This is a genomic window from Arthrobacter methylotrophus (genome assembly GCF_039539965.1).
GTDB lineage: Bacteria > Actinomycetota > Actinomycetes > Actinomycetales > Micrococcaceae > Arthrobacter > Arthrobacter methylotrophus.
In genome coordinates this window covers 4,879,309-4,905,989 of record NZ_BAABED010000001.1, presented here as the reverse complement: position 1 = coordinate 4,905,989, position 26,681 = coordinate 4,879,309, and the positions used below count along the sequence as shown (strand labels likewise).

Here is a 26,681-nt window from a genome sequence, read left to right as displayed (position 1 = left end):
GGGAGCCGCCGGCCGACCAGGTCCCGGGAACCCCTAGCTTCCCGGGACCGAAATGACGGCGACCGTCTTTTGGGCATCGTCACGGAGTTCCACACCCGAGATCCCGGCGAGCTGGACCGGCGTCGCGCCCGTCACCTTGATGTGTCCGCTGGACGTCGCGGTCCAGCCGCAAGCCATCTCCTCCGTGCCATCGCGGCCCTTGACCCACAGGTACATCGTGCCTTGCAACGGCATGCTGCGGCCTTCCAGCTGCAACTCGGTTCCCCACGATTTCCTGACGAGCCCCACTGAGAGTTCCAAGCCGTTGTCGGTCTGCACGGAGTAGCTGGCGTCAGGCTTGGGTGGCTGGTTCAGCGCCGGCCCGGCCAGGATGCCCAAGCCAAGGCACGCGGCGGCCACCCCACTCACCAGGGCGATCCACCGGCGTCGGGATTTCCGGCGTCGCGCGGCCATTTTCAGAACGATCGGCTGCGGGAGCGTTTCGGAAAAGGCCCCCAAAAGTGAGCGAGCGTCGGAGGGGGCCGGCGTCGACCAGGAGGGCTGTGCAGCGGATTGCGCCGCGGCAGGGGGCTCGAGGGCGCTGCGCCCGGCGGCGAGCGCGACGGCGTCGGGCACGGGGACGGCATCGAGGAGCGCCGGGAGGCTCTCCAGCTCGGCCAGCTCGCCCCTGCAATCCGTGCAGGCTTCCAGGTGCGCCTCGAAGGCTCGGGCTTCGGAGGGCTCCAAGCCGCCGAGCAGGTAGGCGCCCAGCAATTGGTGACGTTCCGTCTCGTTCATCGCTGCACCCCCATTTCATCCAGAATCGTGCGAAGCGCCCTGACGGCGTAGAAGGCCCGCGACTTCACGGTTCCGCTGGGGATGTTGAGCCTGAGTGCGGCTTCGTTGACCGTGAAACGTTCGTAGTGTAGTGCTACCAGGACCTCCCGGTGTTCGGTGCTGAGCCGCAGGAGCGCTTCTTCCATGAGGACCCTGTTGAGGAGCTCGTCTACGCGTTCGGTGGCTTCTTCCGGATCCGCCATGTCGCGTTCGGAGGCTTCGGCCGGGCGCCGCTGGGCCTTGCGGTAGTTGTCGATGATGACGTTTCGGGCTGTACGGAAAAGGTAGCTGCGCAGGCTCCCGGTGATCTGCGGGGCGTGCTGCCACACGCGGAGGATGGTTTCCTGCACCACGTCGTCAGCCAAGTGCGCGTCGGGCGTGCAGCTCAGCACGAAGCGGCGCAAGGCTGTGCCGTGGTCGCGGTAGATTGCGGCCACCACGTCCTCGTCGAGCGGCATTGGCGCCTCCTGTGTGCTTCAGCTTCCCCTTCTCCTGCGATACGACGTGCCCGCCACGAAAAAGGTTCAGCCCCGTGAACCATTCTTCACCCCGCAGCGTCGTAGGGGTTAGTTTCCGGCACGTCCATGGCCGGCGCAGCAAAGGAGAGCACCCCATGAAGAAACAACTCAGCACCGGTCTCGGCGTCCTTGCTCTGGCCATCGCCCTGGCTGCCTGCGGAGGAAGCCCCGGCGCGTCCTCCACGTCCTCAAGCGCCGCCAGTCCCAGTCCTACTGCATCCAGCCCGGCGGCATCGAGTTCAAGCGCTCCGAGCCCGACGGCGATGAGCCCGGCACCGTCGTCGAGCGCTTCCGCCGCCTATGATCTGGAGACCGCGACGTCGAGCGCCGGCCAGATCGTGGTAGCTGCGAACGGCATGAGCGTGTATGTCTTCACCAAGGACGTCAAGGACTCCGGGAAGAGTGCCTGCACCGGCGGTTGCGCCGCTTCGTGGCCAGCCGTGACTACGACCTCGAGCAAGCCTGCGGCTGAGGACGTGACCGGAACTCTCGGCACTATCCCCACGGCAGACGGCAAGATGCAGATCACCCTTAACGGCATGCCCCTCTACTTCTTCGGGCAGGACAAGGCTCCCGGCGACATCAAGGGCCAGGGCGTCGGTGGTGTCTGGTCCTTGGTCAGCCCGTCCGGCTCCATGGTGACCCCGAGCAGCAGCATGGGCTATTAAACCCTCCCTCACTTTTCCACACCAAAAGGCAAACGCTCCTTCAGGTCTTTCCGGGCCGGCCGGCAGATCTGAAGGAGCGTTTGCCGGGGAGGCCTATAGGTGAGCGAGCGTCTGCCCGGGGAGGCCTATAGGTGAGCGAGCGTCTTAGGCGTCTTCGAACTCAACAGCAGCGATGATTTCCTTTGTCTCCGGGTGGATCATGAAGGCTTCCTCTTCCTCCTCGATCATGATGAATTTGCCCTGGTCGGTGGTGAAGTGCCAGGCGAGGATGGTCTCGCCGTCGTGTTCGTAGTTGGGATCACCCATGGTGATCTTTTCCAGCGTGTAGCCTGCAACGTCGCACAGTTCACGGATGATGAGCTCGAATTCAGGGGCGTTCTCGAGTTCGGCCTCGGCCGCCTCGGCCTGGCGCTCTTCAAGGTTGGGAATGAGGGCCACGCGCTCGGCGATGTGGGCCTTGAGCTGCTCCTCGTCCAGGTAGAGCACGCCGTCCTGGCCGCGGAGCCAGGCCGCGTTGAGGGCAATGATGTCCTCGATTTCCAGGAGCGACTCGAACTCGCCGTCGAGGGCCTCGAGTTCGGCTACGGCCTCCGGCGCCTCCTCGGACTCGTCAAGGTCGCCATCCAAGTAAGTTTCGACGTCGTCCTCGGAGAGGGAATCGAAGGCTGCAGCGGTGCGGTTGAACAGCTCAAGGTGGCCGGTTGCGCCCATTCCTTCGAGTCCTTCGCGGACAAACACGTCCACCTCTTCGCGCTCCGGGACAGTGAACACGTACTGGGCGAAGCCGCCTGCGAGTGCCTGGGTCAGGTAGTAGTCCACAAAGTAGCTGCGCAGCGCGTTGGTGGCGATTTCCTCATGGTTGAGGAGCTCCTCGTACATCTCGTTGACCACGGTGACGTTCGCGTCCACAACGTCTGCGTCGGCGGCGTCGATGCTGTCCTTCGTCAGAACTGTCACGTTCCTGAAGATGGTCTCATTGCTCGTCATGGGATTTCCTCACTGCTAAGAAGCTTGTGCTGCTCCGGACCCTTTCAACGTACGCGGGGGCGGCAGCCGGGCAGGCTAGGCCGAGGTGAACGTCCGGCAAAGTTTCAGGGCCGCTCCCGGCTGGCTAGGATTCATAGATAGCCTCCTGCCGAAAGTAGCCCCAACGAATGCCTTCCCGCTCAGACGACTCTTGGGAACTGGCGATTCAGACACCCGCCATCAACGACCGCTCCTTGGCGGCCGGACTCGCCTACGCCATGGGAAGCCGGGTCGGCAGCGTCACCTTCGACTCCTCCACCGGCTTGATGATGGGGAAGGTCCGGGGCAGCGGCCCGTCACCGTATTCGACCTCGGCCAAACTGGTCCGTAAACCCGGTGGCTGGAGTTGCACCGTCGGAGTGTGCAGCTGTCCGGTCCGCAAGGACTGCAAACATGTTGCTGCCCTGCTCTTCGCCGCCGAAGACCTTCCCACAGTGCGGGCGCAGCTACTCAGCGCTCCTGCTGCCGGACAGACGGCCCAGCACGGCGGAATCGTGCAACGGCCCGCCTGGGAGCAGACCCTCAGCAAGCTCATCGCCACTCCGGGAAACACCCCGCAGGGCCAAGGCCTGCCCTTGGCGCTGGCCTTCGAGGTGGAAGAACCGGCTGCGCACTTCTCCTACACCGGCCGCCGGGATCCCCTCCGGAGCGTGCGCCAACTCAAAGCCCGCCCCGTGATGATGGGCGCCAAAGGCAAGTGGATCCGCGGCGATGTCTCCTGGACCAACTTGAACTACCTCGGCTACAAGCGCGAGTTCAACGAAGCCCACATCGAGTGGATGCAGAACTTCCTCGCCGCGCATTCCACCACGGACTACCGGCAGCTCACGTCCAGCATGTGGATGCTGCTCAACGAATTCGCTGGCAAGAACCTGTGGAGCCTGCTGGCTGAGGCCTCGAAAATCGGGGTATCGCTCATCCACTCCGGCGGGACCGAGCCGGTCCGCATTGCCGCGGAGCCCGCCGTCGTCGGGCTTGACCTCAGCCGCTTGGGCATCGACCCTTCAAACAGTGGCCAGCCCGACGACGGACTCCAGCTGGCGCCGTCAGTGACCCTGGGCGGGGACGCCCTCGATCCGGCCGCCTTGGGCTTGATCGGCCGCCCGGCGCATGGCTTGTTCTTCACTGGCCCCGACGAGGGTCCGCTGCCCGGTGTTCCGGCCCCCGGGAACCTCATTACCCTGGCCCCCTTGGAGGGCGGCGAGTCCCAGGAACTGCTGGACTTCGTTATGAGCGCGTCCCGGCTCCAGATTCCGGCGAAGGACGAAGAGCGATTCCTCACGGCGTTCTATCCGAAGCTTAAGCAGTCCACCCGGGTCACGGCAGCGGACCATTCAGTGGAGCTGCCGGTCCTCGCTGTGCCCACGCTGTCCCTGCTGGCGAACTACGGCGCCGACCACCGGGTCCGGTTGCACTGGGAATGGCACTACAAGGCCGGCAAGCTCGTGACGGCCCAACCCCTCTGGCGGTACCCTGACGATCACGGCTACCGCGACGACGCCGAGGAAGCCCGGATCCTGGAGTCCCTGGGCCGGCCTTGGGATGTGGTCCCGGCGCTCGGCGAATCCTCCAGCGGCGGATGGGGAGCCCCGCGACTTGCCGACTCGGTGGAGCTCGACGGCCTGGACACCCTGGCGTTCACTGAAGAGGTCCTCCCCCGGCTCCGCGAGCTGGCCGACGTCGTGGTGGAGACCTCCGGCGACATCGCCGATTACCGCGAAGCCACCGAAGCTCCCGTGGTCTCCATTTCCACCAAGGCCACGGACAGCCGCGACTGGTTCGATCTCGGCATCGTCATCACCCTCGAGGGCGAACCGGTGTCCTTTGCTGCCGTGTTTTCTGCGCTCGCGGCAGGTCAGAGCCGCATGTTGCTGCCCAGCGGCGCCTACTTCTCCCTGGACCTGCCCGAGCTACACCAGCTCCGCGCGCTCATTGACGAAGCGCGGTCCCTGCAGGACAACCCGGACCGGCACGGCACCTTGCAGATCAGCCGTTTCCAGGCCGGTCTCTGGGACGAGCTCGCGCAATTGGGAATCGTGGATGAGCAGGCTGCCGCATGGCGCGAGGCCGTAGGCGGCTTGCTCGACGACGGCGTGACCGGGCTGCCGCTGCCGGGCTCGCTTAACGCCGAGCTCCGCCCGTACCAGCTGGAGGGCTTCAACTGGCTGAGTTTCCTGTACCGGCATAGCCTGGGCGGGGTCCTGGCAGACGACATGGGCCTCGGCAAGACGGTGCAGGCAATTGCCTTGATGTGCGCCGCGAAGGAGGCCGTTTCAAGTGCCGGGGACGCCGGTGGCGCTGGCACCGGGCACCGCCACGCCCCGTATGCCCCTTTTCTAGTAGTGGCGCCCACCAGTGTCGTGGGAAACTGGGCGGCCGAGGTGCAGCGCTTCGCTCCCGGGCTGGCCGTGAGGACCATCGGCGAGACTTTTGCCAAGAGCGGCGCGGATCCGCTCGAAGCGATGGCGGAGGCCGACGTCGTCATCACCTCCTATGCTTTGTTCCGGATCGACTACGAGGCTTACGCCGCCAAGGAATGGGCCGGGCTGATGCTGGACGAGGCCCAGTTCGTGAAGAACCACCAGTCCAAGGCCTACCAATGCGCCCGGAAACTCCCGGCATCCTTCAAGCTGGCCATCACGGGAACGCCCTTGGAGAACAACCTCATGGAGTTCTGGGCGTTGACCTCGATCGTGGCCCCCGGGCTGTTCTCGAGCCCACGGCGCTTCGCGGAGTACTACCAGAAGCCGGTCGAAAAGAACGGCGACAAGGCCCAGCTCGCCAAGCTCCGACGTCGGGTCCGTCCCCTCATGATGCGCCGCACCAAAGAGCAAGTCATCAAGGACCTGCCGCCCAAGCAGGAGCAAGTGCTCGAAGTGGTGCTCAATCCGCGGCATCAGAAGGTTTACCAGACGCACTTGCAACGTGAACGGCAGAAGATCCTGGGACTCATTGACGACGTCAATAAAAACCGCTTCACCATCTTCCAATCGCTCACGCTTTTGCGGCAGCTCAGCTTGGATGTCTCACTGGTGGATGAGTCCCTGTCCGCGGTGCGTTCGTCCAAGCTGGATGTGCTGTTCGAGCAGCTCGAAGACATTGTTGCCGAAGGGCACAGGGCGCTCATTTTCAGCCAGTTCACGGGATTCCTGGGCAAGGTCCGCCAGCGTCTTGAGGAAGAGGGTACCGAGTTCTGCTATCTCGATGGCAGCACCCGGAACCGGGCCGACGTCGTCAGCGAATTCAAGAACGGCGCGGCACCTTTGTTCCTCATTTCCTTGAAGGCCGGGGGCTTCGGCCTGAACCTGACCGAGGCCGACTACGTGTTCCTCCTTGATCCGTGGTGGAACCCGGCCTCGGAGGCACAGGCCGTGGACCGCACCCACAGGATCGGACAGGCAAGGAACGTCATGGTCTACCGCCTCGTGGCCAAGGACACCATCGAGGAAAAGGTCATGGCGCTCAAGGCCAAGAAGTCGCAGTTGTTCGCGGACGTCATGGAAGGCGATGCCCTGACTGGTGGCGCCCTGACGGCGGAGGACCTGGCGGGCTTGTTCGCGGAGTAGGGGGGGTGCCTGAAGCAACTGCTTCGAGGTGGCTTAGGCTGGACCGCATGGCTATTATCCATCGAGCAACCCTGCGTCCGAGCAAACTGGAACTCATCGAGAAGTACCTGCCCCAGCAGCCGTGGTTCACCAAGGATGGTTCCGCGCAGCCCGAGCTCCTCGGCGCCTACAGGTTCGAGGATCCGGACGGCGAAGTCGGACTTGAAACCCATCTGCTCTCCCACGGCGGCAAGGTCTACCAGATTCCGCTGAGCTACCGCGGTTCGGAATTGGTCGGCGCGGGAGACTCGCTGCTGGGCACCATGGAACACTCCGTGCTGGGCAGGAGGTGGGTGTACGACGCTTGCGCCGATCCCGTTTACGTCGCTGCCTTGGCAACCGCCATCCTTACGGGCCAACGGGAAGCCAAACAGTTTGTGGAGGTGGACGGCGCTTTGGAGCCGCGCACCAGCTCCGTCAAGGTCCAGGGCAGTGGAGCATCCGGCACCGACGTCCCGGTCCTGAGTCCGGCAGTCCCGAGAACCGAAGACGGCATCACCAGCATCGACGCCGGCGAACTCACGTTGCTGGTGCACCGCATTCTGGATCCAGGGGCCCAGCGCGGGCCTCTCAACGGCAAGGAAACTTTGAGCGGTACCTGGGCGGATCAAGGCAGCCCCGTCCTTCTGGCGACCCTGTCACTGGCTTAGGGGACTACTCCCCCGGACGCGGCTGCCACACCACCACTGCTTGGGACCGCGCCCGGGGCCGCTGCCCACGGGCCAGGCTGACGACGTCGCCCGCTGCTCCGGCCGCAAAAATGCGGGCCTCCATGGGGCTCCGCCGGCGTTCTAGTTCCTCGTTCAGCTCCGCCACGCGGAATTGCAGCGCTGCCACTTGGTTTTCGAGCTCGAGGATGCGCTTGATGCCTTCGAGGGAAACGCCCTCTTGGGAGAGCCGTTGAACCTCGCGCAAGCGGTCGATATCGCGCTGGGAGTAGCGCCGGGACTTGCCCGGGGCACGGCTCGGCGACACGATGCCGAGGCGGTCGTATTGGCGCAGGGTCTGCGGGTGCATGTCCGCCAGTTCGGCCGCGACGGAGATGACGAAGATCGGCTCGTTGGTATCGATGCCCATGGCTAGGTCCCTCCCGCGTGCTGCTCCCGCTACAAGCGGGCCTTGGTGGCCAGGTCGTGACGGGGATCGGCGTCGGAAGTGGCAGCGGCAAATGCCTTGACAGCTTCCTCGGCCTCTTTGTTGAGGTTCTGCGGGACGGCGACGTCGATCGTCACCAGCAGATCGCCGGTGCCCTTCGACGTCTTGACGCCGCGGCCCTTGACTCGGAGCGTGCGGCCCGAGGGGGTGCCGGCCGGGACGCGGACGGTGACCGTGTCGCCGTCGAGCGTTGGCACATGGATGTTGGCACCCAAGGCGGCCTCCGCGAAGGTGACCGGCACGTGGATGCGGATATTGTCGCCGTCGCGGTGAAAGAAATCGTGGGACTTGACGTTCACCGTGATGATGAGGTCTCCGTTGCCCGCGGTGCCGGGATTGCCTTTGCCGCGCTGACGTACCTTCTGGCCGTCCCTGATGCCCGGGGGAATCTTGACGTCGATGACGTTGCCGTTGCTTTCGCGCAAGCTCACCGTGGTGCCATGGATGGATCCCGCGAAGGATATCGAAGTGGATGCCGTGCGGTCGCTGCCTTTCTGTGGGGCGCGCTGGAAGCCGGTCTGTCCGCCGCCGAAGCCGCCACCGAACAGGTCAGCGAACTCGGGAGGGATGCCACCGGCTCCGGCCGGCTGACGTACACCGCCGCCGAAAAGCCCGCCAAAGAGGTCCTCGAACCCGCCATTGGCAGGTCCGCCGCGGCCGGCACCAGGGGCAAATCGTGCCCCGCCCATGGCACGAATGGCATCGTACTGCTGACGTTCCTCGGCATCCGAGAGCACCGAATAGGCCTCGGAGATGTCCTTGAATTTCTTCTCCGCGGTAACGTCACCGGAATTGGTATCCGGATGGTACTTTCGCGCAAGCTTGCGGTACGCCTTCTTGATGTCAGCGTCAGGGGCGTCCTTGGCGACACCAAGGATGGCGTAAAAATCCTTCTCAACCCAGTCCTGGCTGGCCAAGGGCGTTTCCTTTCGTTGTGTACCACAATGGCAGTTCGCGACAATGTCCTAGCGAATCACTGCCGCGAACTGCCATGTCGAAGAATGCTAAGCAGGCACAGCCACGATTACCTGTGCGGCACGCAGGACGCGGCCGCCGGAACGGTAACCGGAGCGCAGCACTTGGCTGACGGTGTCCACGTCGATGTCTTCGCCCGGTTGCTGGATGAGTGCTTCGTGGATCGTGGGGTCGAACTCGACTCCGGTTTCCGCGATGCGTTCCAGGCCGTACGTCTTGAGCGCGGTCTCCAGCTTGGCGGCGATCGCGGCGAACGGGCCGTCCACGAGGTCGCCGTGCTGGCGGGCGGCGTCGATGTCGTCGAGCACCGGCAGCAGAGAATTCAGGACGCCGATCACGGCCATTTCCCCTGCGACGGCGCGGTCGCGTTCGACCCGCTTGCGGTAGTTGACGTACTCAGCCTGCAGGCGCAAGAGGTCATTGCGGAGTTCCGCGGCCTCTGCTTCCGCAGCGGCACCGGGGGCTACCGACTCTTCAGCCGGAACCTGTACGCCGTTGAGGATTTCCTCAGCTTGGGACAGGGCGTCGCCCCCGGCGGCAGCGGCGTTGGAATCAGCTGCCGATCCTTGGGGGTGCCGCGCGGCCCCGGTCTCCGGGTCAACCTTGCGGTTGTCACGAATAATTGGCTTCTGCTGACCGGCTCCTTCACGCTCGTCGTGCTTGCCCTCGTTGTTGGAAGGTGAGTGCTCTGCGTCATTGCCGTGGTGAGGCATGGTTACTTCTTTTCGTCTTCGTCAATGATCTCGGCGTCGACGATATCTTCATCCGAAGAACCAGCCTTGGCGCCAGCGTGAGCTCCCTCAGCACCGGCAGCGCTGCTTGCGCCATCCGGGGAACCGGCCTGCGAGTAGATCGCTTCGCCGAGCTTCGACTGCGAGTGCTGCAGCTTCTCGAAAGCGGTCTTCACTGCTGCGTCGTCGGCGCCTTCGAGGGCCTTCTTGAGTGCGTCGACGTCGGCCTTGACCTCGGTCTTGACCTCTTCAGGCAGCTTGTCTTCGTTTTCGGCGATGAGCTTGTCCACGGAGTAGGCGAGCTGCTCGGCAGTGTTGCGGGTGTCGGTAGCCTCGCGGCGGGCCTTGTCCTCGGCTGCGTGCTCCTCGGCTTCACGGACCATGCGGTCGATGTCTTCTTTGGAGAGCGCGGTACCGCCGGTGATGGTCATCGACTGTTCCTTGCCGGTGCCCTTGTCCTTGGCAGAGACGTGGACGATGCCGTTGGCGTCGATGTCGAAGGTGACCTCGACCTGGGGGACGCCGCGCGGTGCCGGAGCGATGCCGGTCAGTTCGAACGTGCCCAGCGGCTTGTTGTCGCGGGTGAATTCACGCTCGCCCTGGAAGACCTGGATGGCCACGGACGGCTGGTTGTCGTCAGCGGTGGTGAAGGTCTCGGAACGCTTGGTGGGGATGGCCGTGTTGCGCTCGATCAGGTGCGTCATGACACCACCCTTGGTTTCGATGCCGAGGGACAGCGGGGTGACGTCGATCAGTAGGACGTCCTTGCGCTCACCCTTCAGCACACCAGCCTGGAGTGCGGCACCAACGGCAACAACTTCGTCCGGGTTGACGCCCTTGTTGGGCTCCTTGCCACCGGCGAGTTCCTTGACGAGGTCGTAGACAGCAGGCATACGGGTGGAACCGCCCACCAGTACGATGTGGTCGATTTCGGAGAGCTTGATGCCGGTCTCGGCGATGACGTCGTGGAACGGCTTCTTGGTGCGCTCCAGCAGGTCCTTGGTGAGGTCCTGGAACTTGGCGCGGGTCAGCTGCTCGTCCAGGTGGACCGGGCCGTCGGGGGTGACGGAGAGGTACTGGAGGGAAACGTTGGTGCTGGTGGAGGAGGAGAGTTCCTTCTTGGCCTGCTCCGAAGCTTCGCGCAGGCGCTGCAGGGCGATCTTGTCCTTGGAAAGATCGATGCCCTTGACCTTGAGCTGGTTCAGAAGGTAGTCAACGACGCGCTGGTCCCAGTCGTCGCCGCCGAGGCGGTTGTCACCGGCAGTGGCGCGGACCTGAATGGTGGAGAAGCCGTCTTCGTCCTTGCCGACTTCCAGCAGGGAGACGTCGAACGTTCCGCCGCCGAGGTCGAAGACCAGGATGAGTTCGTCTTCCTTGCCCTTGTCAAGGCCGTAGGCAAGTGCAGCGGCCGTGGGCTCGTTGACGATACGAAGAACGTTCATGCCGGCGATTTCACCGGCTTCCTTGGTGGCCTGGCGCTCGGCGTCGTTGAAGTAGGCCGGGACGGTGATGACAGCGTCGGTGACCTTTTCGCCCAAGTAGGACTCGGCGTCGTTCTTCAACTTCATGAGGATGCGCGCGGAGATTTCCTGCGGCGTGTACTTCTTGTCGTCAATGGCGACCGACCAGTCGGTGCCCATGTGGCGCTTCACGGAAGCGATGGTGCGGTCGATGTTGTTGACGGCCTGGCGCTTGGCGATTTCACCGACCAGAACTTCACCGGACTTGGAGAATGCAACCACCGACGGCGTGGTGCGGCCACCCTCGGCGTTGGCAATGACGGTGGGCTCGCCACCTTCGAGAACAGAGACGACGGAGTTAGTGGTTCCGAGGTCGATACCTACAGCGCGTGACATATGTTGCTTCCTTTCAATGGCCGACGATCGAGATTTCACCCGGCAACCCCCGTGGAGGGTGTGGAGCCGGGGAGCACTCAACCTTCGGTTAGTTGAGCGTTCTGCACTCAACTGTACTCAGACCCTCTCGAATGTCAATCTAAAGTTGAGTCGGTTACGCTCAACTTTGCCTATCTGGGGTCGAGAAACCGCGGAAACCCTGGGAATTTTGCTCGATTTCGCCGTGGGAGAACGCCGGCCGGCGTCGAACTCGTGGGAACGGTGCCGGCTCGCCGGAAGGCTCCGACGACCCCGCAGCGTTCCGGCGACCCCGCAGCGTTCCGACGACACCAAGCGCCAGCCATCCAGCTGGAACGACAGGAGCAGCGGCATCCGGAGCCGACGCCGAAACACCCGAAAGTACATAACGCACCGGCTTCGTGGCGACCATCACGATTTGGATGACGACGGCGGCGATCGTCATGAAATCGTTTCTGGCCAGGGCGGCGTCGGCGGGATACCAAAGGTGGGCAGCAAAGATGACGGCAAGGAGCGAAGCGCCGAAGACGCACGCCCACGCCTGCTTGAGGCCGAAGACGGTGAACTCAGTGAGCCTGGATCGAAGTCCTTGGGCAGGGGAATGGCCTACGAAACGGGCTGCGCTCCCGTCGATAAGTTCCTCTATCGCGGTGAGTTCACGCATCGGCCCGTCGCTCGCCGAGCTGGCCAAGATAGTAATTCTTCGGCCAGTGCCGGACCCCCTGCGGCAGCTTCGGATAGGCCGCGGCCAGAAGACGCATGGTGCCGTCAAAGCCGCGCCGATGCCGCGCGTTCCAGGGCAGTCCGAATCCCTCGCGGAGCTGCGAAGGCAGCAGACCCGCCGTGAGCAACCGGGCCAACGGCATGGTGAGGCGCAATAAAAACGGGCCGCCCGTGGGATACAAGAGCTCGCGGGCAACCCGCAAAGCGGCGGCATCCGGTTCCAGGTTCCGCAACGATTCGTCCCAGTAGCGCGCAAACGCGGAGCGGTCGGCGGGCCAAAGTTCCGGAGGGAGCTGCAGGGCTGTACCGATCCGCGCATACTCGCTATAGATGCGATCCGCAGTGTCGTCGTCGAGGGCTCCGTGGACCTTTTCGTAGACGGTGACGGCAGTGTCATACAGGGTTGCAACGACCCAGAGCTGGGATTGCGCGTCGAAGGCGTTGTACCCCTTGGACGCGTCGTCCGCCGCCCGGCGGACAGGGGCGTGGGCACGGTTCACGGACCGCCGTACCTGGGCCAATTGCTCCTCCGAGCCGTAGACCACCGCATAGACGTATGTCATCGTGGCCCGCAGTCGCTCCAGGGGCCGCTCGGCGAAGTTGCTGTGCTCCGCGACGCCGTGCCCCACCGCCGGATTCGCGATCTGCATCAGGATGGCGCGGCCTGCCCCGGCGAGCAAGACGCCCTCCGCTCCAATGTCAGCAAGTCCACGGGCCATGAGGTCACTGTACCTTTCGGGCACTGTCATTCACGCGTGTTGCGGGAGCGGCTACAGCCCCACGATCCCCAGCAAGACCTCAAGTTGATGCTCAAATAACTCGTCCCGCGCAACGAAGGTGTCGGCCCCGTATTGGCCGAACACTTCGAAGCTGACCGCGCCGAAAACCGACGTCCATACCAGCACCCCCCGCGCCAGCGTGGAGTCCGGAACGGCAACGCCCAGTTCGGCCCGGATGGCCGCAAAGTCTGCCGCAAGGGCAGGAGGTACGACGACGGCGGGCGCCACGTCGGCGGCCAGGGCGCCTGCGCGGTGGGCGGCGTCGAAGATCCCCACCATCCGGTAGATCACTCGAGTTCCAGGTTGGGCGGTGCGCTCTGCGGGCGCTTGGTATCCGGGCACCGGGCTGCCGAACAGGAGGGCATAGCTGGCTGGCTCGCGCAGGGCCCACTGACGAACGGCCAGCCCGAGCGCCAGGAACCTGCCGCGGTAATCGTCGGCCGGGAGGGCGTCGACGGCGGCATCCACTTCGTCGCCGAGCTCGCCATAGGCGTCGATCAGCAGGAGGGTCAGCAGTTCGTCACGGCTCTCCACGTAGCGGTAGACAGCCGAAGACACCACGCCAAGATCCCGCGCAACGGCGCGCAGCGACAGTGCCGCCGCTCCGTGCAGCGCAAGGTGCTCACGGCCCAAGCGGATGATGTCAGCCACGGTTTGGGCCCGGGCACGCTCCCGGGGAGTCGATCGTTTGGCCTCTGCGGCGGGAGGGAGGTTCATGCACCCCAGAATGCCATAAGGGAGAGCATAGGCAACAAATGTGAGCAGCGCTCTTGACATGCAGTCCAGGAAGGTTCATCCTGAATTCAGAGAGCACTGCTCTCTGAATGGATTCCCCAGCAGAAAGCGAGCACCACCATGTACGTCGTCACCGGAGCAGGACCTGTCGGATGGACCATAGCCCAGCAACTTGCCCAACGCGGCGAGCGGGTGCGCATCCTGACGCGCTCCGGCAGTGGCCCGGAGCACGCGCTGATCGAGAAACGCCGTGTGGACGTCTCGGATCCGGCCAAAGTGGCTCAAGCCTTGGAGGGCGCCACAGGCGTTTTTCATTGCATCCACGGCTCGGCCTACCGCGCCAAAGCCTGGGCAGCCGAGCTTCCACAAGCAGAGCAAGTGGTGATGGACGCCGCTGTGGCGGCAGGCGCCGTCGTCGTCTTCCCCGAGAGCCTTTACTCCTATAGCGAGCCGGACAAGATCATGACCGAAGGCAGCCCGCGCGAAGCTGCCGGAGGCAAACGCGGGATCCGCTCCGCCCTGCTGAAGGCACGCGAAGGCCACGCGGCGAACACCGTCAGCGTGGTGGCCGGCGACTTCTTCGGACCCCTGGTCCGCATGGCGCACGCCGGCGAGCGCATGGTGCCGCTGGTCCTTGGGGGCAAAACCGTCCAAGTCCTCGCAAGCGCCGACCAGCCCCACTCCTTCACCTACGTCCCGGATCTCGCCGCGGCCATGATCGCTGCCGCGCACAAGCCGGAGCTCTGGAACTCGGTGCTGCACGCCCCCACGGGACCGGCCATGACGATGCGCGGCATCGCGCGAAACGTCGCCCGCTCGGCCGGCGCTCCAGAACCGAAGCTGAGCGTGGTTCCGAGCTGGCTGCTCCGGACCCTCGGCCTGTTCTCGATCGACATGCGCGAGCTGGCCGAAATGCTGTATCAATTCGAGCGGCCGTTCATCATGGACTCCACGGCGAGCCAGGCAATGCTGGAACTGGAGCCGACACCGTTTGCAGACGCGATGGCGGCAACGGTCGCTTGGTGGCGGGATCAGGAAGCCGCGGTTGCCCGCTGAATCTCTTTTACCGCGGGAACCGTGCCGAGACGCCCGGGCCACCAAATCCGCCGGCCGATGTCATAAGACAGGGCGGGCACCAGGAGCGAGCGAACGATGGTGGTGTCGAGCAGCACGCCGAACGCCACAATGAAGGAGATCTGCGCCAGGAAGAGGATCGGGATGACCCCGAGGGCGGCAAACGTTGCGGCAAGGACAATCCCCGCGGAAGTAATCACACCGCCGGTCGCACCGAGCCCCTTCAAGATACCGGGCCGGGTTCCGGCCCCCAGCGACTCTTCCCGGACACGGGTCATGAGGAAGATGTTGTAGTCAACTCCAAGGGCCACAAGGAACACAAAGCCAAAAAGGGGAACCGAGGCATCCGCGCCGGGGAATCCAAACACATGGTTGAAAACCCAAGCCGAGACCCCCAACGCTGCCGCATAGGAAAGCACAACGGTGCCGATCAGCAATAGTGGCGCCAGAACGGCCCGCAGCAACGCCATCAGCACCAACAGGATGACGGCCAGGACGATCGGAATAATCCGCCACAAGTCGGCCTGCGCACTGGCATTGGTATCCGCCGCGGTGGCCGTCGTTCCTCCCACCAACGTCCCGGGCGCCACGTCATGCAGTTTCTGCCGGAGCGTTGCGATGGTCTGTTCAGCCTTCGCCGAATCCGCCTCCGAGGACAGCGTGGCGTTGATCAGCACCCGGCCGTCCCGCACCAAGGGCGCATTGTTCGACTGGGGTTGGCCCGGCGGGCGCTGGCTCGCACCGGCCTGAGCGCCCACCATGGCGGCATCCGAGATGCCTTCCTGGCCTACGACAGCCGCAAGGACCGCATCCGCAGCCTTTTCGTCGGCGACAACCACCACCGGACTTCCTGCCCCGGCGGGATAATGCCGGCCGAGCGCCGCCTGACCGTCCACTGCTTCCGATTTGCTCAGGATGAGATCCGATTGCGGAACCCCGCTGGCTTGGAGTTGGAGGAGGCCCGAGGCGCACACCACCAGAATGGCAGCCGCGCCCACCCACACGGCCCTGGGCCGCTTGCTGATGGTGTTGGACAAAAGCCTCCAGACGCGCGGGATGTCGGAGTTGGCCGGATTCTTCCTCGGTGTACGCGGCCAAAAGGCGGACCTGCCAAGCAAGCCAAGGGCCGCAGGAAGCAGCGTCAGGCTGGCCAACATTGAAAAGCCGATTCCGATCGCGCCGATTGGCCCGAGCCCACGGTTCGAGTTCAATTCCGAGAAGAGCAAGCAGAGCAACGCCAAGGCGACGGTTGTTCCCGATGCCAGGATGGCCTCGAAGCTACCCTTGTACGCGCGTCCTACTGCCGACCATTTGTTGGGCAGGTAGGCCAAGGCCTCCCGGTATCGGGCCACAAATAGAAGGGCGTAGTCGGTAGCCGAACCTACCACCAAGATGGACAGGATCCCTTGGCTCTGGCCCGTCAACTGGACCACGCCTGCCTTCGCCAAGGCAAAGACCACCAGAATGGAGCCACACAGCGCGAAGACAGCGGTCAGCAGGACCACAAAGGGCAGCACTACGGATCGATAAACGGCCAGCAGGATCACCAGGACTGCACCCAAGGCCGCGAAGAGAAGTATCCCGTCGATGCCACCAAAGGCGTTGACCAAGTCCGCGAGGAAGCCTGCCGGTCCCGTCACGTAGGTGGCCGTCCCGGCGGGAAGACCGGCCTCCGCCACATAGCCTGCCACCTTTGCTCGAAGCGACTGGATACTCCCTTTGACTCCGTTTCCTTGCTCAACCGGGACGATGAATTGCGCAGCGTTCCCATCCGCGGACGGAATCGGCCCAGCAACCGACGCCGAAGGGCTGACTCCGTTGACAGCCGTCAGTTGGGCGCCAAGGGACGCCAGGCCAGCCAGTTGATGGGGTGAGAGCTTCTCCGGCGACTCGATCAACACCACCGCTGGAACGCTCCCGCCGGAAGTGAATTTGCTTTGCCATTCACGGGCTTCCGTGGATTCAGCGCTGGCTGGCAGGAACGAGGCTTGGTCGTTGCTGGATACCTCGCTGAGCTTTCCAAAAGTTGGTCCGCCCATTCCACCGACCGCCATCCATGCGATCAGCGAAAGCACAGCCACTCCTATCCACCACCGCGAGCGGCCTCGATTGCCGGCTCCTGGTTTTTTGTCCATCATCCCCACACCCTTTCCAATTACTTCCACGATGAAATATATCTATGATGGAGATAATTGGTCAATGGCACATCAGTGGGATAATTTGAGGCTGAAGGAGGCCTCATGGATGACAATCAGCACGTTCCGTCCGCTGCAGCGCTCCTCGGGCTACTCCAACAATTCACGGTCGAAACCGATCGCTACGTAGAGGCCGTCAGCAGCAGTCACGATCTCCATCGCACAGACCTGAATGCGTTGGCTGCCATGGTCGCCGCTGCCCGGGAAGGCAGGACCATGACCCCCGGCGCCCTCCGAACAGCGCTCAACCTGAGCTCGCCGGCAACAACTGCGCTCGTGGACCGGCTGGACCGGGCGGGCCATCTCGCGCGCCACCGCAGCGAAAAGGACCGGCGACAGGTTCATCTGGAAATGACGGAGTCGGCACGCGCCACAGGAAGTCAACTGTTCTCTCCCCTGGCAAGCGCCATCGGCCCGGTCATCGGCGCACTTTCACCGGAAGAACTTCACACCGTGATGACTTTCCTGCAGGGCGTCATCGAGGCCACCGTGGCGGCCCGCAAAGACGTCACGCCAAGCCATGAACCATCGACTGGAGTTACGCCCGATGTTCCGGTGACTCACAGGGCGGTGCAAGAGTAACCTTGACCACATCGGCTGTGCTGGACCACTTGGTGGGGTGACACCGTGGGTGTTGTGCGATCATCGTTGACCGAACTCCTCGGGATACTTTCCGACGCCGTTTCGCCAGAGCGTGTCCGCTTCGACGACGGCTCCGAACCCCTCGCCAGCCAACCCACCGATGCACCTGTCACCGTCCACACCGTCGCCATGAACAGGGTGGGCCGATCCCGGCGGGAAGGCCCCTTGCTGGACCTTGAATTGAAGGTAGCCGTGGAATGCCATGGCCCCACCCAATTGGACAACATGGAGAAGCTCCTTCTGGCCGTCGAGCATCACAACCAGTACTCCGTGGTCTCCAGCGGCGAGTTCCAGCCAGACGAATACGATGCAGGCATCCGCCAGGGCCTCGGTTTCCTGGTCCGCATTCCCGTCGGGATCCGCTTCGAGGAGCCTTCCGACCCTCCAGCCGCTAAACCACTCGTCGCGACCACCACGGTGTCCCGCCGGATCCACGGCCGGCTGGTCGATGTCCACAACAAAGGCATCCCAGATGCCTACATCCGAGCGCATTCGTCAGCCACCGCCGTCGTGAGCGATCCCACGGGCCATTTCGAGGTACTTGCCTCGGCGGACGACCTCCAGCACTTTGTCGTCGCGGTCCGCGGCACTGAGCGTGAAGTCCCAGCCAACACGAGCAGCCTGCCGGTCATCATCCGGTGGGAGTGAAAAGGAAGCAAAACTCCAGCAAAACGTCATCACCGGGCGGTCAGACGCCAGACATGAAATGATCAACCATGCGCCCGATGCAGCACTCCAGCAAACTACAGAACGTCCGTTACGAGCTCCGCGGTCCCATCCTGCAAGCCGCCAAGACAATGGAGGCCGAAGGGCACCGCATCCTCAAGATGAATCTCGGGGACACCGCACCGTTCGGACTGGAGGCGCCGGAGTCGGTTGTGGTGGACATGATCCACCACATCCGCGGTGCCCAGGGGTACAGCGACTCGAAAGGGATCTTCACGGCGCGGACCGCGATTTCGCAGTATTACCAGACCAAGAACCTGATGAATATCGGCGTCGAGGATATCTTCATCGGCAACGGCGTCAGCGAACTGATCTCCATGACGCTGCAGGCATTCTTGGAGAACGGCGACGAGGTCCTGATTCCCGCGCCGGACTATCCGCTGTGGACCGCAACAGTCACCCTCACGGGCGGCAAGCCCGTGCACTACCTCTGCGATGAGGGCCAGAACTGGTGGCCGGACATGTCCGACGTCGAAGCGAAGATCACCAAGCGCACCAAGGCCATCGTCATCATCAACCCGAACAACCCCACGGGCGCGGTCTACCCACGCCACATCCTGGAGCAGTTCGCGGCATTAGCCCGCAAGCATGATCTTGTCCTGTTTTCAGACGAGATCTACGAAAAGATCCGCTACGAGGACGCCCAGCACATCCACACCGCGTCCGTGGCGGACGACATTTGCGTCCTGACTTTCAGCGGCCTTTCCAAGGCCTACCGCATGCCGGGCTACCGTGCCGGGTGGGTAGCCTTGACCGGCCCGCATGCCGCCACCGCCGAATACCGTGAAGCACTGGAGCTCCTGGCCTCCCTCCGTTTGTGTTCCAATGTTCCTGCGCAGCACGCCATCCAGACCTGTTTGGGCGGCTACCAGAGCATCGAGGAACTCATCAAGCCAGGGGGCCGGCTCCGCGAACAACGGGATCTTGCCTTGAAGCTCCTCACTGCGATCCCCGGCGTGAGTTGTGTCCCCGCAGCCGGGGCCATGTACCTGTTCCCACGGCTGGATCCCGAGGTTTACCCGATCGAGAGCGACGAGAAGTTCGTCCTGGACCTCTTGCAGGACCAGAAGATCCTGGTCTCCCACGGCACGGCCTTCAACTGGCCCACCCCGGACCACTTCCGCTTCGTCATCCTGCCGTCGGTCCGGGAAATCGAGGAAGCCGTGCGTAGGGTTTCGACGTTCCTGGCCGCGTATCGAAGCCGGCCTGAGGACCCCAGCTAGTCCCCACGCCGAGGAACCCTGGCGGCGCGGGCACCAACTAGCTCGCATTTGTTGCCGTTATGACGCCTCATAGCGACAACAAATGCGAGCTAGTTGGGCAGTTCCGCCCGCTTTCGAGTCTGTGGGGTAGCGTTTCCCTATGAACGAGCAGAAGCCCGAAGACGTCTACACACACGGCCATCACGAATCCGTCGTACGCGCCCACGCCTCCCGGACGGCCGAGAATTCTGCCGCGTTCGTCATCCCGCATCTCACCGCCGGAACATCAGTGCTCGACGTCGGATGCGGACCTGGGAGCATCACGTGCGACTTCGCGGAGCTGGTGGCCCCCGCAAAGGCAGTCGGGCTGGACCGGTCCCCTGAGATCGTGGCCCAGGCTGCGTCGCTGGCGTCCGGGCGCGGCGTGGAAAACGTGGAATTCGTGACCGGCAACATCTACGATCTGGACTTCGAGGACGAGACCTTCGACCTCGTCCATGCGCACCAGGTCCTGCAGCACCTGACCGACCCCGTGGCCGCATTGCGCGAAATGCGGCGCGTAGCCAAGCCCGGTGCCATCGTTGCGGTGCGCGACGCCGATTTCCACGGCATGAGCTGGTACCCGGAGGTCCCCGAGCTCGACGACTGGATGGAGCTCTACCAAAAGATCGCCCGACGCAACGGAGCAGAACCCGACGCCGGGCGGCGACTCGTGTCCTGGGCGCAGCAGGCGGGCTTTACCGACGTCGCGCCCTCCAGCAGCAACTGGCTGTACGCGACCGCCCAGCAGCGCCGCTGGCAATCGCGGGTGTGGAGTGAACGCGTCCTGCACTCCGCCTTTGCCGAGCAGGCGCTGGAATACGGGCTCGCCAACGAGGCAGATCTGGCCCGGATTGCCGCCGGTTGGCACCGCTGGGGCTCCACGGATGATGGCTTTTTCCTGATTCCGAATGGAGAGGTCATCGCGCGGGCCTAGCGCCTGCCAAAAACCCGCGGGAAATTCCCTTAGCCATGTCGAAAAGCGTCATGCAGTTCCGACCCATGAACGAAAGCGTCCGCACGGGGCGCCCACATAAGGAGTTCGAGATGAAATACATGATCATGATGTTTGGTTCCGCGGAAGGCATGATGGAAACCGCCGATCCCGAATGGATCAGGGAAATGATCGGCTTCATGATCCAGATCGACAAGGATCTCAGCGATTCCGGCGAGATGGTCTTCAACGCGGGCCTGGCCGATCCTGGCACCGCCAAACTCGTCAAGCAGACGGACAACGGTGTCATCACCACCGACGGGCCCTTCGCCGAGGCCAAGGAATCCCTCATCGGCTACTGGGTGGTGGACGTGGCCAGCGAGGAACGGGCAGTGGAAATCTGCTCCAGCATCGTGAAATACGCGCCTGTCGTGGAGCTCCGCCGCGTCCAGGACGAGCCGCCGGAGGTCTAGCCTTTGGCCAAGCCTTCCCGGGAGTCCATGCTCGAGGGCCTGCTGCGCACCCTCGCGCCGCAGGTCCTCGGCGTGCTCGTGCGCAGGCACGGCCAATTCGCCGAATGCGAGGACGCCGTCCAGGAAGCGCTGCTTGAGGCCGCATTGCAATGGCCCGATTCCGGCGTTCCGGACAACCCCCGGGCGTGGCTGCTCACCGTCGCCACTCGCCGTTTGGTGGACCACTGGCGCAGCGAAAGTTCCCGGCAAGAGCGCGAAAAGCGGGCGGCAGCGTTGGAACCGCCGCCCAGCGAAGCGCCTTATTCGACGAGGGACACGGGCGGGTTTGCAGAAGATACCCTCGCCCTCCTTTTCCTGTGCTGCCACCCAGCTCTTTCAGCACCCTCGCAGCTCGCACTGACTTTAAGGGCGGTCGGAGGGCTCACGACGGCGGAAATCGCCAGTGCGTTCCTGGTCCCGGAAGCCACGATGGGGCAGAGGATCAGCAGGGCGAAGCAGAGCATCAGAAAGGCGGGAGCCCATTTCGAGCTCCCGGAAGCCGGGGAGCGAAAGGCGCGGCTCGGCGTCGTGCTCCATGTCCTGTACCTGATCTTCAACGAGGGCTACGCGGCGAGTTCCGGGCCATCCATGCAGCGCGAAGAGCTCACCCGGGAGGCGATCCGCCTTGCGCGGCTCCTCCGGAGACTGGTCCCGGCCGAACACGAGGTGGGCGGACTGCTTGCTCTGATGCTTCTCACTGATGCCCGACGCCGGGCCAGATCCCTGCCGGACGGGGTGCTCGTGCCGCTCGCGGAGCAGGATCGCAGGTTGTGGGACTCGGCGCAGATTGCCGAGGGCTTGGAACTTCTGTCATCAGTGCTCGGCGTGGGGCATCCCGGGCCTTATCAATTACAGGCCGCCATTGCCGCGGTCCATGCCGAGGCGACCACCGCGGACCAGACCGATTGGCCGCAGATCCTGGCGTTGTACACGGTTCTCGAGGCCATGGCCCCGAGCCCGGTCGTAACACTCAATCGCACCGTTGCCGTGGCAATGGTGGATGGGCCGCAGGCCGCCCTTGAGCTACTGGACGGCCTTGAGGCAGAGCTGAAAGACTGGCACAGGCTCGACGCCGTCCGCGGGCACTTGCTCGAAATGTCCGGGGATCGCATGCGGGCCCGGGAGTGCTTCCTTGGCGCAGCAAAGAAGACCAAGAGCCTCCAGGAGCGGCAGTACCTCTTGGTGAAAGCGGCGAGTCTGGGGTAGTTGTCCACATAGGCAAAGTGGCCTCTGTCTGCGGTTCATGGCCGCGAATAGCCTCAAAACATGATTTTTCAAGCAGGCTTTGACCTTGAGCTTCTCGCCCGTCCGCTTATCGTCCAAGAAGGAAAGCTCTGCCCGAGGCTCGTGGTGATCGGGAAGCGAAGCTTCTGTCAGAGGTAGCCGCAGAGCGAGGACTCCACATGATCGGCCCTTTTGGCCTCGACGAAACCGGTTACATGTCCGCCGGGCCGCACTCCTACTTTGACCAATATGCATCGGGACATGATCTCCCGGACACCATGACTCACTGGGTACATTCGAAGTTTGGCAATTGTGAGTGAGCTTCCCCGGCTACGGGTTGCGGGCGTCCACCGCGCCACGGAGCCTTACCAGACTGAGGTTGACCAACTAGACTTGGTCAACCTGGCACAATACAACGTCCAGGAAGCAAAGACCCGCCTGTCTGAACTCCTCCACATGGTTGAACGGGGCGAAGAGGTGGTTATCGCCAAAGCCGGTACGCCCGTTGCCCGGCTGGTGATGATCGAGCGTCCCACCACACGCCGCCTCGGATTCGTCAAAGGACAACTTCCGGACAATTTTCTTGAGCCCCTGGATGAGGAGGAACGTGCGCTGTGGGAAGCACCCCTTACCTCCTCGACACGCACGCCCTGATCTGGGCCCTCACCGAACCTCGAAAGCTCTCGTCCAAGGCGAGGCGCGTTATTCAGTCATTCGACAACCGTCTCTTGGCGTCGTCAGCCAGCGCCTACGAGCTCGGCTATAAACACAAATTGGGCAAGCTTCAGGGCCTTGACGGACTTCTTCTGGGTTACGCCCGGCACGTCGCCGAACTGTGCAACGAGGAACTGCCCATCCGAAGCGTGCATGCGCTCGCGGCCGGATACCTCGATTGGGAACATCGGGACCCGTTCGACAGGCTGATCGCTGCGCAGGCAATCGTGGAATCCATGGTGGTCATAACGGCCGACCAGGAGTTTCATAAGTTTCCTCTGGTCGAAACGCTTTGGTAGCCGCACCAGCCGCGCATCCGGGCACCGCATCCTACGGGCATAAGCTGGATCGGTGGAGATTTCACTTTGGCTGGCCCTGGTAGGCGCCGGCACCCTGATCAGTTTCACTCCCGGCGCTGGCGCCATCTCCACCATGAGCAATTCGCTCACCTCGGGATTCCGCCGCTCCATCTGGGGAGTTCTGGGACAACAGGCGGCATTGATCGTCCACATCCTGATCGTGGCCCTCGGCGTGGGCGTTCTGGTCTCCAGCTCGCCGGTGGTCTTCAACGTAATCCGCTACACGGGAGCGGCCTATCTGGTCTACATGGGCATCCGGCAGTTCCTGCACCGGCCCGACCTGGACAAGGAAAAGGTCGAGGCGCGGCGGAATGAGCCGGCTTGGTCCATGTTCCAGCGTGGCGTTTGGGTGAACCTGCTCAACCCCAAGGCGATCGTTTTCTTCCTGGCCTTCATGCCGCAGTTCACCCGCCCCGAGCAGCCTTTGATTCCGCAATACCTGATCCTCAGCACCACGATCGTCTTCATCGACATCTGCGTCATGTGGTTCTTCTTCGCTTTGGCAGCCCGTTCCTTCCAACGATTCACGCACAACGAACATGGCCAGAAGGTCCTCAACCGCACTTTCGGGGTGCTGTTCATGTCGGTGGGCGTCCTGCTGGCCGTCATCCACTAGGGCGCGTTTCTTAGGTTCTAGCAGCTGCGAGCAGCGGGACAGATAGCAGCGGCGATCCTAGGGTGTCCAGGCCTAAGACCTAAGCGGCATTCAGCCTAGTGCGGAGTTCGATGGCGCGGCCGTATTTAAGGGCTTTGGCTTGTGCTCGGAGCCAGCGTCGGTGGCCTCCGGATTGGGACGCCCCGGCCAGCTGGGCGCCGGGCAAGTCAATGCCGGGTTCGTCGGTGGCTTTCGGATGGGCACCCGGAAGTGGCGGGGCTGTTGATTGGTAGCGGTGGCCGGTGGGGGTGCGGATGTCGAAGACATGCCGTCTCCCCATGCCGGTTCGTGCTGCCCAGCCGTTGAGTTCTTTGGTGTGGTTGCAGGCTTCGCACAAGCCCGCCCCGTTGCTCAGGCTGGTGGGTCCTCCGCCGTGCCGGGGGACGATGTGGTCGAAATGCCGGATGGGCGCGTCGCAGTACGGGGTACGGCAGGTGTCGTCGCGGGCTTGGATGAAGCGCCGCAAACCCGCCGGGAAGAAGCGTGCCCGGGAATCCACGCCGACAAGCTCCCCGGATCCGGGGGCGGTGAAGAGACGCCGGAGCCAGACCTTCAGATCCCGGTGCTGCCCGGCTTGGTGGTTCCCGGCGAGCATTGTCCTTGCCCAACCGGCGGGGACGATGCCGTAGCCGGGCAGACGGGCGGGTTCGCTGTCGCCCTGGAACAGGGTGCGGTCGGTCATGACGAGCTGGACTTCGACGCCGCAAATCCCCGCGGGGGTGCCGGTGGTGCGTTCGACGAGGGCGTCGGCCATGATCTGGCCGCGGCTGCGAGTGTCCCCTGCCGGGCGGAGGGTGTCGGCGTGCCGGCTCAGGGCCGCGTGCACGGCCACGCCTTGGGCGACGGGAAGCAGGGCGGTCAGGTAGGTCATGGTGTCCGGGGCCGGGCGCAGGCTGACGTGCCGTTCGGTGGCGGCGTGGCTGGCGCGCTGCGTGACGGAGCGCGGGTCCCGCCGGTAGGCCGCGGTCAGGGCCGCGGCGATGATGGCCCGGTCTCCGGCGCCGTCAAAGATCCCCGTGTCGGCGGCGAGCTCTTCGTCCACGGCGCAGCGGTCTTCGGCGGCCAGGCACGCTGTTTCCTTCACGAGCAGGGTGGCGCGCCACTCGTTCAGCTGCCCGGTGTCCAGTGCGGCCAGGGTACGGGGCATTTCGGTCACCAGGGCTTTCGCGAGTCCCAGGAGCCGGGATCCGCGGGCCGGGGATTCCCGCCGGGCCAAGGCAATTTGTGCTCCGACGCCGCGCCCCTGTTCTGCGACCGGGACACCCAGATCTGACTCCGCGCTGCGCTGGGCGGCATCGAACGCGACGGTGATCCGGGCCTGCGCGCCCGCGACAGCGGACTTCAAATCCTCTAGGGCCCGCAGCTGGTCGATCAATTCGGCGCGGTCGGTCAATTCGGCGCGGTCGATCAATTCGGCGCGGTCGGTCAGTTCGGTACTGCCGGCCGATGCCGTGCCGTTCGCCAGGCCTGGCCGGAGTGAGTTCACGGCATGGATCAGATCCTGCAAACGGAGGCACGGGACTGCGTCATCCAAAACCGCGTCATCCAAAACCGCGTCATCCAAAACCGCGTCATCCAAAACCGCGTCATCCAAAACCGCGTCATCCGGAACCACGTCATCCGGAACCGCACGGCCGGATGCCACGGCCTTCCCCGCCCACTGGATTTCCCGATTTCCGGCCATAACTAAAGCATTTCAGGGACCCCTGACATTTTTAGCTCGGCAGTTCGATGGACCTCACCAAACCAGCCCGCTCCCTACCCCAGTGGAGCCCCGCACCACCAACGAGCTCTCCAGCGTCAATTGCGGCTGCTCCAACTCGCGGCCTTCCATGAGCCCGCGCAGTTGCTTGCCCGCTTTGAGTCCGAGTGGAGTGGCCGGCAAATGCACACTGGTCAGGCTCGGGTTGCTCGTGGCCGAATATGGCAGGTCGTCGAAGCCGGCTACTGCCAGTTCCTCCGGAATCCGGACGCCGGCCACACGGGCTTCCTGCAGCACACCGTAGGCGTGGGTATCGGTCCCGCAGACGACGGCGGTGACCCCGGCGCGTTGCCAGTCCGGCCAGGCGGCGGCAAAGGCGGCCGCGGCAGCGCCGACGTCGATGGTGGTACTGATGATGTGCGCGTCGGCCACGGAAATCCCGCGCGCGTGGGCCTCGTCCAAGAACGCCGCCCGGCGCACCTCGAACGTTGCCGTTCCGGTCACGCTGTCCATGTAGGCAACCCGCTTGTGCCCCGAGTCGGCAAGATGTGCTGCCAATTCACGGGCACCGTGCGCGACATCGAGATTGACGGACGGGGCGTAGGACTCGAGGCCCGGGGCATCGAGAAGGACCAGCGGCCCGGCAACGGAAAGCTCCTCCAGGAAGGCTGCGCTGGGTGCATCCACCAAGAGGCCGGCAGGGCGGAGGGCCAAGAGCCTCCGGACATCGTCAGCGCGGGGGAACTCACCGGCGTCGGTCACGGAGAGCAGCAGCTGGTAATCGGAGCCGAGCGATTCCCGGACCCCGGCGATGACCTTGGCGAAAAACGGGTTGGAGATATCCGGCGCCACGAGGATCACAATCGAGCTCACGCCTTTGGCCAGGGAACTGCCGATTCCATCTACCACGTAGCCAAGCTCGGCAATGGCCTTGCGGACGCGCGAAATGTTGTCTTCGGAGACCCTGCCTTGGGTTTTGCCGTTGGCGACCAGGGAAACCGTCGCCGTGGAAACCCCTGCCAGCGAGGCCACCATCGCCGCGGTGACGCGTTGAACCCGGTTTGGGGCTTGGTGAACTCGATTGGCGGATTCCATACA

General features: G+C 63.9%; 27 protein-coding genes. 14 read left to right on the top strand and 13 right to left on the bottom strand.

Annotated features, from left to right (window positions below):
• Positions 1-33 precede the first annotated feature (33 nt).
• Both ABD884_RS25205 and ABD884_RS25200 read right to left on the bottom strand, forming a co-directional pair.
• A complete protein-coding gene (locus ABD884_RS25205) occupies positions 34-777 on the bottom strand; it encodes an anti-sigma factor family protein (protein ID WP_345033289.1) in 744 nt (247 codons plus the stop codon).
• Complete coding sequence (locus ABD884_RS25200) at positions 774-1,274, bottom strand: sigma-70 family RNA polymerase sigma factor (protein WP_345033288.1); 501 nt, start codon at positions 1,272-1,274, stop codon at positions 774-776. Before ABD884_RS25200 ends, ABD884_RS25205 begins: the two co-directional genes overlap by 4 nt.
• A 155-nt stretch (positions 1,275-1,429) precedes the next feature.
• On the opposite strand from ABD884_RS25200, the gene ABD884_RS25195 reads away from it, so the two are divergent.
• Positions 1,430-2,002, top strand: a complete 573-nt coding sequence (locus ABD884_RS25195) for a COG4315 family predicted lipoprotein (RefSeq protein WP_345033286.1) — start codon at positions 1,430-1,432, stop codon at positions 2,000-2,002.
• Between the two features lie 144 nt (positions 2,003-2,146).
• On the opposite strand, the gene ABD884_RS25190 is transcribed toward ABD884_RS25195, so the two are convergent.
• Complete coding sequence (locus ABD884_RS25190; protein WP_345033285.1) at positions 2,147-2,989, bottom strand: DMP19 family protein; 843 nt, start codon at positions 2,987-2,989, stop codon at positions 2,147-2,149.
• A gap of 167 nt (positions 2,990-3,156) precedes the next feature.
• On the opposite strand from ABD884_RS25190, the gene ABD884_RS25185 reads away from it, so the two are divergent.
• Together ABD884_RS25185 and ABD884_RS25180 are read left to right on the top strand one after the other, a co-directional pair.
• Complete coding sequence (locus tag ABD884_RS25185; protein WP_345033284.1) at positions 3,157-6,594, top strand: DEAD/DEAH box helicase; 3,438 nt, start codon at positions 3,157-3,159, stop codon at positions 6,592-6,594.
• A 47-nt stretch (positions 6,595-6,641) separates the two neighbouring features.
• On the top strand, positions 6,642-7,283 hold the full coding sequence (locus ABD884_RS25180) for a CG0192-related protein (protein ID WP_345033283.1): 642 nt from the start codon (positions 6,642-6,644) through the stop codon (positions 7,281-7,283).
• Between the two features lie 4 nt (positions 7,284-7,287).
• On the opposite strand, the gene ABD884_RS25175 is transcribed toward ABD884_RS25180, so the two are convergent.
• The 7 genes from ABD884_RS25175 to ABD884_RS25145 form a co-directional block, all read right to left on the bottom strand.
• A complete protein-coding gene (locus tag ABD884_RS25175) occupies positions 7,288-7,710 on the bottom strand; it encodes a heat shock protein transcriptional repressor HspR (protein WP_345033281.1) in 423 nt (140 codons plus the stop codon).
• A gap of 29 nt (positions 7,711-7,739) precedes the next feature.
• Positions 7,740-8,705: a DnaJ C-terminal domain-containing protein gene (locus ABD884_RS25170; protein ID WP_345054207.1), complete on the bottom strand. Its 966-nt coding sequence runs from the start codon at positions 8,703-8,705 to the stop codon at positions 7,740-7,742.
• 87 nt (positions 8,706-8,792) lie between these two features.
• The gene (locus tag ABD884_RS25165; RefSeq protein WP_345033279.1) at positions 8,793-9,476 is read right to left on the bottom strand and encodes a nucleotide exchange factor GrpE; all 684 of its coding nucleotides are present in this window, start codon (positions 9,474-9,476) and stop codon (positions 8,793-8,795) included.
• Between the two features lie 2 nt (positions 9,477-9,478).
• Positions 9,479-11,350, bottom strand: a complete 1,872-nt coding sequence (gene dnaK, locus ABD884_RS25160) for a molecular chaperone DnaK (protein ID WP_028267564.1) — start codon at positions 11,348-11,350, stop codon at positions 9,479-9,481.
• 160 nt (positions 11,351-11,510) lie between these two features.
• The gene (locus tag ABD884_RS25155) at positions 11,511-12,032 is read right to left on the bottom strand and encodes a DUF817 family protein (RefSeq protein ID WP_345033278.1); all 522 of its coding nucleotides are present in this window, start codon (positions 12,030-12,032) and stop codon (positions 11,511-11,513) included.
• Positions 12,025-12,810: an oxygenase MpaB family protein gene (locus ABD884_RS25150; protein WP_345033277.1), complete on the bottom strand. Its 786-nt coding sequence runs from the start codon at positions 12,808-12,810 to the stop codon at positions 12,025-12,027. Before ABD884_RS25150 ends, ABD884_RS25155 begins: the two co-directional genes overlap by 8 nt.
• 51 nt (positions 12,811-12,861) lie before the next feature.
• On the bottom strand, positions 12,862-13,587 hold the full coding sequence (locus ABD884_RS25145) for a TetR/AcrR family transcriptional regulator (RefSeq protein ID WP_345054202.1): 726 nt from the start codon (positions 13,585-13,587) through the stop codon (positions 12,862-12,864).
• A 138-nt stretch (positions 13,588-13,725) separates the two neighbouring features.
• Here ABD884_RS25145 and ABD884_RS25140 point away from each other — a divergent pair, with 138 nt between their 5' ends.
• On the top strand, positions 13,726-14,661 hold the full coding sequence (locus tag ABD884_RS25140) for an NAD-dependent epimerase/dehydratase family protein (RefSeq protein ID WP_345033275.1): 936 nt from the start codon (positions 13,726-13,728) through the stop codon (positions 14,659-14,661).
• Here the strand turns inward: ABD884_RS25140 and ABD884_RS25135 are convergent.
• Positions 14,637-16,817, bottom strand: coding sequence for an MMPL family transporter (locus ABD884_RS25135; protein WP_376955197.1), 2,181 nt, complete (start codon positions 16,815-16,817; stop codon positions 14,637-14,639). The genes ABD884_RS25140 and ABD884_RS25135 overlap by 25 nt on opposite strands.
• 102 nt (positions 16,818-16,919) lie before the next feature.
• On the opposite strand from ABD884_RS25135, the gene ABD884_RS25130 reads away from it, so the two are divergent.
• The 10 genes from ABD884_RS25130 to ABD884_RS25085 all read left to right on the top strand — a co-directional run bounded on the left by ABD884_RS25130 (position 16,920) and on the right by ABD884_RS25085 (position 23,842).
• Positions 16,920-17,456: a MarR family winged helix-turn-helix transcriptional regulator gene (locus ABD884_RS25130; protein WP_345033273.1), complete on the top strand. Its 537-nt coding sequence runs from the start codon at positions 16,920-16,922 to the stop codon at positions 17,454-17,456.
• Between the two features lie 45 nt (positions 17,457-17,501).
• Entirely contained in the window at positions 17,502-18,164 is a 663-nt protein-coding gene (locus tag ABD884_RS25125) for a hypothetical protein (protein ID WP_345033271.1), read from the top strand.
• A gap of 68 nt (positions 18,165-18,232) precedes the next feature.
• Positions 18,233-19,465 (top strand): pyridoxal phosphate-dependent aminotransferase, encoded by a 1,233-nt coding sequence (locus ABD884_RS25120; RefSeq protein WP_345033270.1) that lies wholly within the window; start codon positions 18,233-18,235, stop codon positions 19,463-19,465.
• Between the two features lie 139 nt (positions 19,466-19,604).
• Positions 19,605-20,420, top strand: a complete 816-nt coding sequence (locus ABD884_RS25115) for a methyltransferase domain-containing protein (protein WP_345033269.1) — start codon at positions 19,605-19,607, stop codon at positions 20,418-20,420.
• Positions 20,421-20,485: 65 nt separating this feature from the next.
• Positions 20,486-20,890 (top strand): YciI family protein, encoded by a 405-nt coding sequence (locus ABD884_RS25110; protein ID WP_345033268.1) that lies wholly within the window; start codon positions 20,486-20,488, stop codon positions 20,888-20,890.
• A 3-nt stretch (positions 20,891-20,893) separates the two neighbouring features.
• On the top strand, positions 20,894-22,135 hold the full coding sequence (locus ABD884_RS25105; protein WP_425548305.1) for an RNA polymerase sigma factor: 1,242 nt from the start codon (positions 20,894-20,896) through the stop codon (positions 22,133-22,135).
• Between the two features lie 197 nt (positions 22,136-22,332).
• On the top strand, positions 22,333-22,473 hold the full coding sequence (locus tag ABD884_RS25100; RefSeq protein WP_345033267.1) for a hypothetical protein: 141 nt from the start codon (positions 22,333-22,335) through the stop codon (positions 22,471-22,473).
• Positions 22,466-22,807 carry a type II toxin-antitoxin system Phd/YefM family antitoxin gene (locus ABD884_RS25095; RefSeq protein ID WP_345054314.1) on the top strand — a complete coding sequence of 114 codons (342 nt, stop codon included), beginning with the start codon at positions 22,466-22,468 and terminating at the stop codon, positions 22,805-22,807. The genes ABD884_RS25100 and ABD884_RS25095 overlap by 8 nt, the downstream gene beginning before the upstream one ends.
• A complete protein-coding gene (locus ABD884_RS25090) occupies positions 22,768-23,166 on the top strand; it encodes a type II toxin-antitoxin system VapC family toxin (protein WP_345033266.1) in 399 nt (132 codons plus the stop codon). The genes ABD884_RS25095 and ABD884_RS25090 overlap by 40 nt, the downstream gene beginning before the upstream one ends.
• Before the next feature lie 52 nt (positions 23,167-23,218).
• Positions 23,219-23,842, top strand: coding sequence for a LysE family transporter (locus ABD884_RS25085; RefSeq protein ID WP_345054190.1), 624 nt, complete (start codon positions 23,219-23,221; stop codon positions 23,840-23,842).
• Positions 23,843-23,921: 79 nt separating this feature from the next.
• On the opposite strand, the gene ABD884_RS25080 is transcribed toward ABD884_RS25085, so the two are convergent.
• On the bottom strand, positions 23,922-25,565 hold the full coding sequence (locus ABD884_RS25080) for an HNH endonuclease (RefSeq protein WP_345033264.1): 1,644 nt from the start codon (positions 25,563-25,565) through the stop codon (positions 23,922-23,924).
• A gap of 54 nt (positions 25,566-25,619) precedes the next feature.
• Complete coding sequence (locus ABD884_RS25075; RefSeq protein ID WP_376955164.1) at positions 25,620-26,678, bottom strand: LacI family DNA-binding transcriptional regulator; 1,059 nt, start codon at positions 26,676-26,678, stop codon at positions 25,620-25,622.
• Between the last annotated feature and the right edge of the window lie 3 nt (positions 26,679-26,681).

Coding starts and splice junctions, on each gene's coding strand:
- ABD884_RS25205 (WP_345033289.1), bottom strand. CDS start 777: ATGAACGAGACGGAACGTCACCAATTGCTGGGCGCCTACCTGCTCGGC.
- ABD884_RS25200 (WP_345033288.1), bottom strand. CDS start 1,274: ATGCCGCTCGACGAGGACGTGGTGGCCGCAATCTACCGCGACCACGGC.
- ABD884_RS25195 (WP_345033286.1), top strand. CDS start 1,430: ATGAAGAAACAACTCAGCACCGGTCTCGGCGTCCTTGCTCTGGCCATC.
- ABD884_RS25190 (WP_345033285.1), bottom strand. CDS start 2,989: ATGACGAGCAATGAGACCATCTTCAGGAACGTGACAGTTCTGACGAAG.
- ABD884_RS25185 (WP_345033284.1), top strand. CDS start 3,157: ATGCCTTCCCGCTCAGACGACTCTTGGGAACTGGCGATTCAGACACCC.
- ABD884_RS25180 (WP_345033283.1), top strand. CDS start 6,642: ATGGCTATTATCCATCGAGCAACCCTGCGTCCGAGCAAACTGGAACTC.
- ABD884_RS25175 (WP_345033281.1), bottom strand. CDS start 7,710: ATGGGCATCGATACCAACGAGCCGATCTTCGTCATCTCCGTCGCGGCC.
- ABD884_RS25165 (WP_345033279.1), bottom strand. CDS start 9,476: ATGCCTCACCACGGCAATGACGCAGAGCACTCACCTTCCAACAACGAG.
- dnaK (WP_028267564.1), bottom strand. CDS start 11,350: ATGTCACGCGCTGTAGGTATCGACCTCGGAACCACTAACTCCGTCGTC.
- ABD884_RS25155 (WP_345033278.1), bottom strand. CDS start 12,032: ATGCGTGAACTCACCGCGATAGAGGAACTTATCGACGGGAGCGCAGCC.
- ABD884_RS25150 (WP_345033277.1), bottom strand. CDS start 12,810: ATGGCCCGTGGACTTGCTGACATTGGAGCGGAGGGCGTCTTGCTCGCC.
- ABD884_RS25145 (WP_345054202.1), bottom strand. CDS start 13,587: ATGAACCTCCCTCCCGCCGCAGAGGCCAAACGATCGACTCCCCGGGAG.
- ABD884_RS25140 (WP_345033275.1), top strand. CDS start 13,726: ATGTACGTCGTCACCGGAGCAGGACCTGTCGGATGGACCATAGCCCAG.
- ABD884_RS25135 (WP_376955197.1), bottom strand. CDS start 16,817: ATGATGGACAAAAAACCAGGAGCCGGCAATCGAGGCCGCTCGCGGTGG.
- ABD884_RS25130 (WP_345033273.1), top strand. CDS start 16,920: ATGGATGACAATCAGCACGTTCCGTCCGCTGCAGCGCTCCTCGGGCTA.
- ABD884_RS25120 (WP_345033270.1), top strand. CDS start 18,233: ATGCGCCCGATGCAGCACTCCAGCAAACTACAGAACGTCCGTTACGAG.
- ABD884_RS25115 (WP_345033269.1), top strand. CDS start 19,605: ATGAACGAGCAGAAGCCCGAAGACGTCTACACACACGGCCATCACGAA.
- ABD884_RS25110 (WP_345033268.1), top strand. CDS start 20,486: ATGAACGAAAGCGTCCGCACGGGGCGCCCACATAAGGAGTTCGAGATG.
- ABD884_RS25100 (WP_345033267.1), top strand. CDS start 22,333: ATGATCGGCCCTTTTGGCCTCGACGAAACCGGTTACATGTCCGCCGGG.
- ABD884_RS25080 (WP_345033264.1), bottom strand. CDS start 25,565: ATGGCCGGAAATCGGGAAATCCAGTGGGCGGGGAAGGCCGTGGCATCC.
- ABD884_RS25075 (WP_376955164.1), bottom strand. CDS start 26,678: ATGGAATCCGCCAATCGAGTTCACCAAGCCCCAAACCGGGTTCAACGC.